The organism is Photobacterium ganghwense (assembly GCF_017329545.1).
In the GTDB taxonomy this organism is placed as follows: Bacteria; Pseudomonadota; Gammaproteobacteria; order Enterobacterales; family Vibrionaceae; genus Photobacterium; species Photobacterium ganghwense.
Map to the genome: position 1 here is coordinate 1,627,940 of NZ_CP071326.1, position 12,335 is coordinate 1,640,274.

Sequence of the window (12,335 nt, forward strand, 5' to 3'; positions counted from 1 at the left end):
CAGGCTGCTGACTTCCGTCAGCAGCCGTTCACAGGAGATTTTACTATGGCCAAAGGTGACATCATTTCACTGGCGTTCGAATCATTCATTGACGACGACACTCAAGTGAAGGTAACCCGCCTGACCCCTACCGACATCACTTGCCACCGCAATTACTTCTACCAGAAGTGCTTCACCAAGGACGGTAAAAAGCTCTTGTTTGCCGGCGATTTTGACGGCAACCGCAACTACTACCTGCTGGACTTAGAGACCCAACAAGCGACTCAGCTGACCGAAGGGAAAGGCGACAACACATTCGGCGGCTTTATTTCGGATGATGACCAAACGTTCTTCTACGTCAAAAATGAGCTGAACCTGATGAAGGTCGACCTGACGACGCTGGAAGAAACCATTATTTACACCGTGGATGATGAGTGGAAAGGCTACGGCACCTGGGTAGCTAATTCAGAGTGTACTAAGCTGGTCGGGATCGAAATCCTGAAAAGCTGCTGGAAACCACTGACCGATTGGCAGAAATTTCACGATTTCTACCACACCAATCCAACCTGCCGTCTGATCAAGGTCGACATTGAAACCGGCGAGCTGGAGGTAGTACACCAGGATGATGCCTGGCTGGGTCACCCTATCTACCGCCCGTTTGATGATTCCACAGTTGGTTTCTGCCACGAAGGGCCGCACGATCTGGTGGATGCACGGATGTGGCTGGTCAACGAAGACGGCAGTAACGTACGCAAAATCAAAGAGCACGAAGAGGGCGAATCATGCACGCATGAGTTCTGGATTCCGGACGGCAGCGCCATGGCCTACGTATCTTATTTCAAAGGCCAGACCGAACGTGTGATTTACAAGGCCAACCCGGATACACTGGAAAACGAAGAAGTGATGGTGATGCCACCTTGTTCTCACCTGATGAGCAACTTTGACGGCTCACTGATGGTCGGTGACGGCTGCGATGCGCCGGTTGATGTGGCCGACGGTGACAGTTACGACATCGAAAATGATCCGTTCCTGTACATCCTGAACACCAAGAAAAAGACCTTTGCTAAACTGGCAAAACATAACTCTTCTTGGGAAGTACTGGATGGCGACCGTCAAATCACGCATCCACACCCATCATTTACCCCGGATGACAACGGCGTACTGTTCACCAGTGATTTTGAAGGTGTCCCGGCGGTGTATATTGCCGAGGTTCCTGAGGAGTTTAAACACTAAGACCGCACTTCCCCTTTACGCCTCTCCCTCTGGAGGCGTGGCGGTCAGCCTGTTTTCTGTTCCCGAAAAACAAAGCCTTTGCACTGCAAAGGCTTTTTTCATTTTCAGTGCCGCCACCTTGGCTCGCGCCGAATCAGGCCCAATCGCGATGAAAAGTCATCATCCGTGCTTCAACGACCTCAGCCCCTGAATGCAGGCAGCCATCCGAACATCGACAGGAAATGGAACAGTGCAGTGATAATGCCAAAGCCCATCACCAGAGCAATCATACCCTGTCCACCCGGCGCCCGGAATCCCGATGGCACGGCAACGCCAGTGACAGGCATTTCCCCCACTGCCACCCCGCAAACCTCCGCTTCACGGCATTTTTTCACCAGTAAAGCCGGAACAATGCAGGTCCAGACCGTTGCCGCCGCCCCGGCATACCCTATCGCAACGACAAAACCGAACGGAAACAACAGAGACATCACCAGCGGTGGCAGAAATGTCACGCCCCAGGTTTTTACGCGACCCATTCGGGTGTCATCAAAATTGAAAAAGTCGGCCAGAAAATCAAAGACCCCCAACCCTACGCCAATAAACGAAGACAGAATTGCAGCCATAGAGAAGGTATTTATGGCACGGGAAACATTGTCCGATTCAATCACAGATCCCAACGCCGACAGCAGTACATCTACGTTGCCTCCCTGCTCGATCACCGGACCAAATTCACTGCGTGGCAAGTTGCCAAAAATGCTGAACAACCAAAGGAAATACAAGCCAAGCGCAATCAGAGTGCCACCCAGAATGGCATTTTTCGCTTTACGTTCATCACCGTAATAGGCACGCATGGAAGAGACTGAATGATGGTAGCCAAATGAGGTAAGTGCCACCGGTAACATGGCCATGGCATACGGGGCGTACTGGGTTTCCGCACCAACGGAATCAAACAGCACAGTCAGATCAACCTTCAGGGCCAGACCTGACACGCCAAACACAAAACTCAGTACCATAAACATAATCAACAGCACAGAAATTCGGTCAACGGCCCGGGTCGAGTGCCAAACGAAAGCGGAAAACACCAGCACAAACAAGATTGAGGCCAGTTGGCTGCTGATCCCAAGCATGTCTTTGAGAATCAGGCCCGATGACGTAATGTAGGCATACAATAAAATCCCGCCGACAAAATACACCATCAGGTTATTAAACAGATTAACTCTGTCTCCCAAAATATCTTTCGTTACCGTATTAAATGATACTTTCAGATCATAGCGTTGAAAGGCTTCCAGCAGCATCCAGCCAGAAATGGTCATGACCAACATGGTGAGGGTAATCGCGAACACGGACCACAAGGTCCAGGCACCGGCGCCAGCACTTGGCAGCCCCAGCATACCTGCGCCGACACAAACACTGGCGATAATGCAGGATCCCCCCAGTATAGACGGACTCTTATTCATCTTATTGTCACTCTTAAATTACACGTTATGGATAACCGACACTGGTCGGCATTTATTGTTATTAGATTAAAAACAGAGATAAAAAAGAGCGCGATCCCACCGGGATACGCGCTCTTGTATGGACCAGTTAAACTTCTTCAAGCTCTCTGGCTGGAACCTGCTGGCTGACACCCACCGGCTCGACTTCTTTCAGCCGTGCGGTAAAGTGACGCAGTACCGGCGGTTCATATGTAAATTCCAGCCCTTTCACATTCGCGGCATTGGCTTTGACCTTTTCAAACGCTTCAATGATGAAATCCATGTGCGTTTGCGTGTAAGTGGCACGAGGAATGGTCAAACGTAACAGTTCGGCCGGGCACGGTAACTGCTTGCCGGTCGCCGGATCACGCCCTTGCAGCATTGAACCGATTTCAACCGCACGAATCCCCGCAACTTTATACAGTTCACACGCCAGTGCATGAGCCGGGAACTGCTCAGCCGGAATATGCGGCAGCAACTTACCGGCATCCACAAATGCCGCATGGCCACCTGCCTGTTGGCATACGACACCAATGGCTTCCAGGCCATCCACCAGATACTGCACCTGACCAATACGATATTCCAGCCAGTCCTGACGCATCGCATCATGCAGCCCTACAGCTAAGCGCTCCATCGCACCGCCTTCCAAACCGCCGTATGTCGGGAAGCCTTCCTGCACAACACAAAGGGTGCGGCATTCGTTGTACACATCCAGCATGGATTCATCTTTAAAACACAGCAGGCCGCCCATCGGCACCATGGCATCCTTCTTCGCCGACATCGCCAAACCGTCTGCATACTTGTAGCTTTCCAGGGTGATCGCTTCGATGCTCCAATCCTGATAGCCCGGCTCACGCTGCTGGATAAAATACGCATTCTCAGCAAAACGGGCAGAATCCATAATGACTGGAATATCGTATTTGCGAGCGATTTCGTACACGCCTTTCAGGTTGGCAATCGACACCGGTTGCCCCCCTGCAGAGTTACAGGTGATGGTGCTGACAATGTAAGGAACATTGTCTGCGCCTGCTTCCAGAATGGCCGCTTCCAGTTTCTCCAGATCAAAATTCCCTTTGAAATCTGCATTAACACCCGTATCAAAAGCTTCTTTGATGTAGACGTTTTTGGCAACACAGCAGTTAACCTGAGTATGCCCTTGGGTGGTATCGAAGAAGTAGTTCGACAGAGCAACCATTTTGGTGCGATCCAACCCTTTTTCTTTCTCACGTTTTTTTATCAGGACCGGGATATAAATCTGCTCAGCACCTCGTCCCTGGTGTGTAGGAATGGTCAGGTCATAACCGAAGATTTCCTGCACAGCATTAGCCAGCGCATAATAGCTACGGCTACCACTGTAAGCCTCATCACCACGCAGCATCGCCGCTTGCATATTTTGAGTGACGGAGCCAGTGCCACTGTCGGTCAACAGGTCAATAAATACATCTTCACTGTCCAGAAGGAACGGGTTCATACCGGCTTTTAATATAGCCTGATCACGATATTCACGTGTAGTACGCTTTACTGGTTCAACAACACGAATGCGAAATGGTTCAGGAAGATGTTTAAAGTTTTCCATGATGTTTTCCTATTTTAAATATACAGTGACCCTGTACTGAAAAATAAACAATCAGCACTGAGAAAATTTTCAATAAAATCTTAGGGTGATTACGAAAATAGATAGCGTAATACCCAATAGATGATTTGGTATGATTTCTGTTTATTTAATATCGGATGTAAAGTTTTCAAAAAATACATACTGATGCATATATTCATATTAGAAATGAACATCAGGCGCATCAGCCTCAATGCTGAAGCCTATAAAAACAGACACAACAATGAGTTACACAAAAGCCAAAGGCACTTTGACTTTACAACAGATATAGAACAAACAATCGCGTACAGGCCGTACGCTAAAGAGGCTTATTTAGCAGGAAAGAAGAAGGCAATTTTATGGTCGAGGGTAAACCAGTCACTCAGTATCATTAATGTATCCATAACAACACCTATTTGAAATAAACGATTTCAAATGAAAGAGAATCCAATTTTCTTATCAACCATTATGTACAAAATTATTAAAACGTCTTTACCAGTGTTATTAAATTGAGATATTGATAACAAAAAATCGGCAAAACGAATATTTATAAAATTTATCGCTGACAAAAACACTATCGGTTAGTTTCACGACTTTCCGATAATAAATAATGTTCACTATAAGCATGGAGTTATCACCACCCTGTGCCTATCACAGCGCGATCAACTGCTGGCTATTAACCACACGTCTTTAGGCACAAGCACAAGCAAAAACAATAGGCAAAGAGCCACAGTTAAGAAGATAGAGATAAATAGATGTATAACAAGAGAGATACAAAAAGAGGAACCGCCAGGCTCATGGCTACCTGAACTGAAACACCTGCACCAACTTCGCCCAGCACTAAGCAACAGCAGGTTTGCGCAGATAATACCGATAGTAACCTAGCAGGTTACTGCTGATAAAGAGGACTTCCATCACCACAGCTGTCGGTGAGCCAACTAAATAGTTATGTAGTAACCAAAAGCTGGTGCCAACAATCATCAACTCTCGCAGGCGTTTATCATCTTGACTAAAAGCCGCCACGGTCTGAAACACCGAACCCAGGCAGCTAACCACGCTGGTGATTCCGGAAAAAGTGAAGCCAGTTGCAAGCACTGACGCCAGACAGAATAAATATTTCAGTCCGGAGGAGGTAGTGAACATGCTGACCAAATAGCGAACCGTTGCAATCCCCATCAGGCAAGCGGCTGTCCATTGCTCAAGTAACACAAAATGGCTGGAAATCAAAACGCCGGCACAGAACAGGCACGCAACAATATGCTTTCTCTGCTTGAACTGAAATGACATCAGGTCAAAGACAATCGCAACCGCCACCAGAATCTGAGAAATAAGGAATAGCGACACACAGCCTCCTGCGACAGTTTCCCCGCGGGAAATGCCGCGTTACGTTGGATAGACACTCACAAAGACGCTACCGTATCTCATAACTTACGGTAAATGAAACCACTGACAGCATTATTTTGCGTGTCACCGATCACGAAACGGCAAGTACTGCCTTTATGCCCTGTTATTCAGCACACGACATAGTGGTCGATCAGGCATTCGATCGTGTTTTTGACAAAGGCGTACATCTCTGGAGAACGAGACTGGCTTGGCCCCGCAACGTTCAGCACCTTCACGTGATGACGAAGCGTAAAGGAGTGGAGTACCTTAGCCGCAGTGGCGGCCGAGACCAGCGACGTATCGATTAGCTTGTATGGCGTTTTGCTTTCTATACACAGATACAAGGTTAACTCACTGCCACCGAGGACATCCGAGTCGTAGAAAATCACCGTTGCATCAGAATGTTGAATATTGGCTTTGGTTCGTTGCCGATAGCCCCCATCCACTTCGATCAATGGATAGACCGTAGGATCCAAATTGATCTGTGACTCACGCCCCTGGGGGCAAAAACCGCCAACCGGAAACTGTTTGCCGATGGCCGCATCCAAAGCTCCGATATCTGCCCCCGACTGGCCACCACTTATTATTTTCTTCATTCACTACCTCGCAATGCAAACCATCCCTTGCACGGCTACCCAATACGGTGCTTCAGCACAAACACTGATGCGGTCAGTCGTCCACACTCAATACAGAATCAGATGCAAACTCAGTTAGAGCCTCAAAGCAGAACAACAGGAACCCGCATCGCCCACCCCTCATTTTTGAAAGTCCTGGTGTCACACCAACTTTCTCCAATACCACATCCTCATTAAGAAGAGCGTTAAAGAGGATATGTCGGCCAGAATATGCAACCGAATTAGATAAATCTTATCCGAATAACACAACCAGACTGCCCGTCCGCAACAAAAAGCCATCCTTTTAAGAGCCAGATATTCTCTTTTTAACAAGTACAGATTACTGGACAAAACTGTAAATCAATTAGGTAGTTAAACAAAACCACGCTTTTATCACATCTAAATACCAGATACGCAACCGGCTCTTTGCCTCGCATTACCCACCTGATAGACAGCGATTAAACATGGTTTATTAGCATCACCGCAAAATGAATAAATATTGAATAACATCACAGATCTCGTGTTTAGAAAAACTAAATACAGAATCAAGAAAAACTAAAATAAAACAACCAAATCACTGATTTATATGAACTTATATATAAAATAACCACAAAAATAACAATGATAATTTAGTCAAAGTAAAAAAAGGCGATATTGATATACTTAAAAAAATGCATTTTCAAGCGATTTTATAACTCTTTGGTAACCATCAGCCATCGATCACAGATAGCTCACCATATGCTGCCTTTTTACTAACAAGTATGATACTTGTTTCCCCGTTGTTTTAATTCTGTTTAAAACCTTAACAACTCTGAAACCCTAGAAACTACAAATAAGAATAAACACTGAGATTGGTTGATTAACGACCAACGAGGAGACAAGAAGGTCATGTGGAACATACTTAAAATCGCAAGTGCATTTATCGGCATTATTGTCGGAGCTGGATTTGCTTCAGGGCAGGAAGTATTACAGTACTTTACCAGCTTCGGTCACTGGGGAACGGCAGCAGCAGTCGTCGCGACAGCACTCTTTGCTTATCTTGGCATGATGCTGACAATGCTGGGATCCCGTACTCAAACAATGTCGCATAAGAAAGTGATTTATCAAATCAGCGGCCGCGTGGTGGGTATCATTGTCGACTACGTTATCATCTTCACTTTGTTTGGTGTGGGTGTGGTAATGATTGCAGGTGCCGGCTCACTTCTTAACCAACAATTTGGTTTACCCGCTTTTACCGGTAGCGTCGCACTGACCGTACTGGTCGCTTTGACGGCGATGATGAATGTCAACCGCGTCGTTGCGATTATTGGCAGTATCACCCCATTCCTGATTCTGGCACTGATTGTCATCTGTGTTTACAGCGTACTCACCATGGACAAATCCTTTGATGAGTTGGCACCAGTTGCAGAGAGTGTTCAGTCCACCCTGCCACACTGGTTTGTTTCAGCCATTAACTATGTTTCGTTCAACCTGGCCGTAGGTGCTGCAATGGCACTGGTCATGGGCGGTGCAGAAAAGAATGAAAAAATTGCTAAACTCGGTGGTCTGGTTGGTGGGGCCGGTGTAGGTGTACTGATTGTCCTGAGCCATCTGGCTCTATTCTCGAAAATTGATCTGATCGCTGACTACCCAATGCCACTACTGAAAATCATCGATATGATTTCCCCAGCACTGTCTACTTTCATGACATTCATCCTGTTTGGCATGATCTTTAATACCGCTGTCAGCATGTTCTACGCCTTCGCTGCCCGGTTTGTATCCATGAAAACCAAGAAGGCCAACCAGTTTATTTTTGCCACGCTGGCTGTCGGCTTTGTTGCCAGCTTCGCAGGCTTTACCCAGTTGGTTGCCATCTTCTACCCACTGATTGGTTACCTGGGGCTCTTCTTGGTCGGCGCCCTGATTTACGCGCCATTTAAACTACGAAAAGACGAAGCCAAACTGCAGCGTCCGGCGTTTATTACTGACTAATCTCAGCGCACTTTCGCTGCAACAACTCACTTCCCCCTACAAAAACCGCTGCATATGCAGCGGTTTTACCTCATTCATCTTCGATTAATCTTTGCCCTAAGGTGCAATAATGCTTGGACGCCCACAAAATTAACTGCGAAAATGACATCGTCATTCCTTAGTAGACATTAACATCATGAAACTTTTAGTTCGCAACCTATCACGTTCCACCACAGAGCAAGAAATTCGTGTTTTATTTTCAGAACATGGGAAAGTTACTTCATGTAATCTGGTGCTAGACCAAGTTACAGGCAAGTCAAAAGGATTCGCTTTCCTTGAAATGCCCAACCAAGATGAAGCTAAAGCCGCTATTGCCAAACTAAACCTTACCAGTTTTGCCAAAAGCACAATTCGGGTAAAAGTAGCGAATTAATAAACAAGGCCGTTTGGTGCAGAAAATCAGCGCCAAAAGCAACACCTATGAAAACCATCAGACTAGAAACGTAGACTCTAGTCTGTTTTGCCCTGTACGCTTAACGAACAGCAAAAGTATCTTTTTTTATTAAAAATCTCTATATGATAAAAAAGAAAATATAACTAGCTATTTTAAAATCTACCTGTATAGTGTGCTTTGGCTCTTAGATAAAGAGTTGTTAATGTCACATTTAGTGCAAGTTTCTTCTCAGATAACTTTCGATACCCTTCGTATAGACCTGCGTCAACTTTCTCTTCATAGATCATTCAATAGCTTATGCTATCAGCCGCATACTAATTTAATTATAAAAACTCAGAGGTATCTATGTCTGATAAATTGACTGGTTCAGTAAAATGGTTCGATGAAACTAAAGGTTTTGGTTTCATTACTCAAGACAATGGCGGCAAAGACGTATTTGTACACTTTAAAGCAATTGTTTCTGAAGGTTTCCGCTCTCTGCAGGAAGGCCAGAAGGTAAGCTACCAGGTTGAGCAAGGCCAAAAAGGTCTGCAAGCCGTTCAAGTTGTTGCTCTGTAAGCAACCAACTAATTAAAAATGGTTTAGCTTATTGTTTAGGCTAAACCATTAACTAAAAAAGGAAAACATGTCCAGACGTACAGGTCGACAACGGCACTGGTACCAGCTAACACGTACCAATAAAACACTTTTTAATCAGGAAATAAATCATTAAAGTAAACTTTCATCTACTCGCCGACAACAAATCTTGGTCCGCTGAATTAAATCAGCTCAATAGTGATATACTTCAAAGACATATCCACCCATTCATTGCTATCAGCGCTTATCTTCTCAACTTTGAATACTGCGAACAAACGCAATCCGGTTCGATTCTGTCTGAGAAAGGCTTAAAAGTAGGAATTTTTACCGTTTCCTAATCACACTCAATCACCCCTGTTAATGTTGGAAAATCCAAATGGCTAAAAAAACCAAAGCAAATGATAAACCAGAAAAAGCGCCCGACAATTCACAATCACAACGTCAAACACGCAGGCGTATTGAAGATATCCTGGAGCAACGTAAATTTGATAAACAATTTGAATTTTAAAATTCAAATCTGTTAAATATCATCAGTTTTTTATTCAACAGACTGAAACCACCAAGAAAGTAAAACTTATTACGTTTCAATATATTAATAAAATATCACTGGTTTTATTTTCAATAATATGTCGCTTTTAAAAGTCCCTTATCTATCTGGTATCAATATTTTAAATTCAATTTGAAGACAGCAAGCATACGGCTTCTCTCTTTTAAGGTGTTTTTTGAAATCGGACTGACTAATGATAAATAGTCATAAAAAAAACAGGGTTTTACTTTTGACGATGACAAGCACCGTCAAAAGTAAAACCCTGCCCAATTATTGAGGCTCAGTTCAGAGGTCAGCTACTGAGATTCTCTCAGCAGCGATCAAGTCCCCGTTATGCCTGAGGTGGGGTACCTTCACCGTTAGAAACCACGGCATCAATTTGTACCAACGCATCCATCGCAATTTCAGCGACACCAACAGTTGTTCTTGCTGGCAGTTCGCCCTCAAAGAACGTCGCGTAGATTTCATTTACCGCCTCAAGATCAGCGATATTCTTCAGCTGAATGTTAACTTTAACAATATCGTCCATAACGTGGTCAATACTTTCCACGATGGCTTTGATGTTGTTCAGGCACTGTTCTGCCTGCTCTTTAGCACCACCAGCAACAAATTCACCCGTTTTAGGATCAAGCGGTAATTGAGCAGCAATATGGTTGTAATGAGAGAACGCAACCGTCTGAGTATATAGTGCGCTTAGTGGCGCATTTTCAGTATTGTTTGCTTTGATAACGATACCATGTCGGTCTTCCACCTCTTGTGGTGGTGTGCCATCACCATGTGACACAACAACATCAATCTGGACCAGAGCATCCATTGGCAGTGCGGCAGCCGAGACGATGGTACGGGCAGGAACATAAGCCACTGTTCTCGCGATCGCCGAATCTGGGAAGAACGTTGTGTACACTTCGTTAACGGCATCGATATCAGCAAGGTTTTTCAGGAAAATAGTTGCTTTCACAATGTCGTCAAAAGGAACATCGATACTTTCTAAAATAGCCTTGATATTTCTCAGGCATTGAGCGGCTTGTTCTTTCACACCACCAGCAACAATCTCACCGGTTTTCGGATCGACAGGCAACTGAGCTGAGATATTGTTGTAATGAGAGAAAGCAACGGTATGTGTTGAAACTGCACTTTTTGGTGCATCATCTGAGTTTCTGGCAAGTTTGATAAGGTCACATGGCTCTTGCGGGGCAGTCCCTTCACCGTTAGAAATAAGTGCATCCATTTGCACTAATGCATCGCCCATTGGCAAAGCGGCAACAGCGACAGTGGTACGGGTTGGAAAATAATTCTGGAAGAAGGTGGCGTACACTTCATCGACTGCATCAATATCTGAGATATTTTTCAGGAAGACATTGATCTTAACAACATCGTCCATCACATGATCGATGCTTTCCACGATAGCTTTAATATTTTCCAGGCACTGCTTCGCCTGCTCTTTTACGCTGCCGACAACGATGTTACCCGTTTTTGGATCAACCGGTAGCTGCGCAGAAATATTATTATAATGAGAAAAAGCAACTGTTTGTGTAGATACAGCGCTTTTTGGCGCATTGTCAGTATTTCTTGATAGTTTAATGATACCGCCAGTCATATCGAAATTTATCCTTATTATTGGTTCAGAGATTCGTATCTATCTTTATTAGATTTATCTGATTAAATGTTTAAAGCGAGGCAATAGTAAGTGAATTAATTTCAGGCAAATGTGATAGACATCAAAGTATTTTCTCTCGACAATGCTCACTTAATCAGGATAAATAATCACTTTACGACTAATTATCCGCAAAAACTGAAATAATCTGGCTATAAAAAACATTTTTTTTCGAATGATTCGTCAAAGGTGAATATTATCTCAGTAAGCCAATTACGCTATCAGACCAATTTTGCCAAATTCTGATAATTTGTTCACACTACGACACTGAAAATTTATTGATCCCCTTTATCAATGTGTCTTTTCCTTCGTTTAAACTGCATAAAATCCCCGAACATTTTCCCTGATTTTTTAAAACAAAGAATGCAGTAATTTATAAATGAAATTATATGCTTATACCTTTAACCAGACGTTATCTTTTAACACCAACCTTATAACTTTTCCGTTACACTATAGATGACTGTATTGCAGACTGTCCCCACGATTCCCAAAATATTAGCCATGACATATTCCGGTATGAATAACATTTAAAATCTGAAGAGATAGGAATGTTTACGATAATAAAAATAAATAGATTGGTTATTCTCAATAGAGAGATCGTCTAGGAATAACTGATAGCGGCAAGAATGAGCACGCCATCACGGTTGAACATCGTGATGACTTTAAAACGGCAGATGCAAAAAAGCCGCTGTAAACAGCGGCTTTTTTAGAATGTGGCGGAGAGATAGGGATTTGAACCCTAGATACGCTATTAACGTATGCCGGTTTTCAAGACCGGTGCTTTCAACCACTCAGCCATCTCTCCGTAAGTGCGGCGTATACTAATCTCTCCTGGAATAGCTGTAAAGCCTTTATCTTTCCCATGCCTTCCAAGCGCCTGATTTTATATCAATCAGCCTC

The 12,335-nt window shown here is 44.4% G+C and carries 11 protein-coding genes and 1 tRNA gene; 5 read left to right on the top strand and 7 right to left on the bottom strand.

The features are described from left to right. The first annotated feature begins 45 nt into the window (after positions 1 to 45). Positions 46 to 1,212: an oligogalacturonate lyase family protein gene (locus FH974_RS23485; RefSeq protein WP_207103822.1), complete on the top strand. Its 1,167-nt coding sequence runs from the start codon at positions 46 to 48 to the stop codon at positions 1,210 to 1,212. Positions 1,213 to 1,391: 179 nt separating this feature from the next. On the opposite strand, the gene FH974_RS23490 is transcribed toward FH974_RS23485, so the two are convergent. The 5 genes from FH974_RS23490 to FH974_RS23510 all read right to left on the bottom strand — a co-directional run bounded on the left by FH974_RS23490 (position 1,392) and on the right by FH974_RS23510 (position 6,236). Then, a complete protein-coding gene (locus FH974_RS23490; protein ID WP_207103823.1) occupies positions 1,392 to 2,648 on the bottom strand; it encodes an aromatic amino acid transporter in 1,257 nt (418 codons plus the stop codon). A 127-nt stretch (positions 2,649 to 2,775) separates the two neighbouring features. Beyond that, complete coding sequence (gene tnaA, locus FH974_RS23495) at positions 2,776 to 4,242, bottom strand: tryptophanase (protein ID WP_207103824.1); 1,467 nt, start codon at positions 4,240 to 4,242, stop codon at positions 2,776 to 2,778. 344 nt (positions 4,243 to 4,586) lie between these two features. Next, positions 4,587 to 4,661 carry a tryptophanase leader peptide gene (tnaC, locus tag FH974_RS26490; RefSeq protein ID WP_084712641.1) on the bottom strand — a complete coding sequence of 25 codons (75 nt, stop codon included), beginning with the start codon at positions 4,659 to 4,661 and terminating at the stop codon, positions 4,587 to 4,589. Positions 4,662 to 5,097: 436 nt separating this feature from the next. Beyond that, entirely contained in the window at positions 5,098 to 5,601 is a 504-nt protein-coding gene (locus FH974_RS23505) for a YgjV family protein (protein WP_207103825.1), read from the bottom strand. A 167-nt stretch (positions 5,602 to 5,768) separates the two neighbouring features. After that, the gene (locus FH974_RS23510) at positions 5,769 to 6,236 is read right to left on the bottom strand and encodes a YpsA SLOG family protein (protein WP_207103826.1); all 468 of its coding nucleotides are present in this window, start codon (positions 6,234 to 6,236) and stop codon (positions 5,769 to 5,771) included. 906 nt (positions 6,237 to 7,142) lie between these two features. Between FH974_RS23510 and FH974_RS23515 the strand changes: the two genes are divergently transcribed. The 4 genes from FH974_RS23515 to FH974_RS23530 all read left to right on the top strand — a co-directional run bounded on the left by FH974_RS23515 (position 7,143) and on the right by FH974_RS23530 (position 9,742). Next, positions 7,143 to 8,225, top strand: a complete 1,083-nt coding sequence (locus FH974_RS23515; protein ID WP_207103827.1) for a YkvI family membrane protein — start codon at positions 7,143 to 7,145, stop codon at positions 8,223 to 8,225. A 175-nt stretch (positions 8,226 to 8,400) separates the two neighbouring features. Further along, a complete protein-coding gene (locus FH974_RS23520; RefSeq protein WP_047886214.1) occupies positions 8,401 to 8,637 on the top strand; it encodes an RNA recognition motif domain-containing protein in 237 nt (78 codons plus the stop codon). 366 nt (positions 8,638 to 9,003) lie between these two features. Then, entirely contained in the window at positions 9,004 to 9,216 is a 213-nt protein-coding gene (cspE, locus tag FH974_RS23525; protein WP_047886215.1) for a transcription antiterminator/RNA stability regulator CspE, read from the top strand. A gap of 394 nt (positions 9,217 to 9,610) precedes the next feature. Further along, positions 9,611 to 9,742 carry a PA3496 family putative envelope integrity protein gene (locus tag FH974_RS23530; protein WP_107193891.1) on the top strand — a complete coding sequence of 44 codons (132 nt, stop codon included), beginning with the start codon at positions 9,611 to 9,613 and terminating at the stop codon, positions 9,740 to 9,742. 370 nt (positions 9,743 to 10,112) lie between these two features. Here the strand turns inward: FH974_RS23530 and FH974_RS23535 are convergent, their stop codons facing one another. Continuing rightward, positions 10,113 to 11,378, bottom strand: a complete 1,266-nt coding sequence (locus tag FH974_RS23535) for a RidA family protein (RefSeq protein ID WP_207103828.1) — start codon at positions 11,376 to 11,378, stop codon at positions 10,113 to 10,115. 771 nt (positions 11,379 to 12,149) lie between these two features. Beyond that, a tRNA-Ser gene (locus FH974_RS23540) sits at positions 12,150 to 12,240 on the bottom strand. Between the last annotated feature and the right edge of the window lie 95 nt (positions 12,241 to 12,335).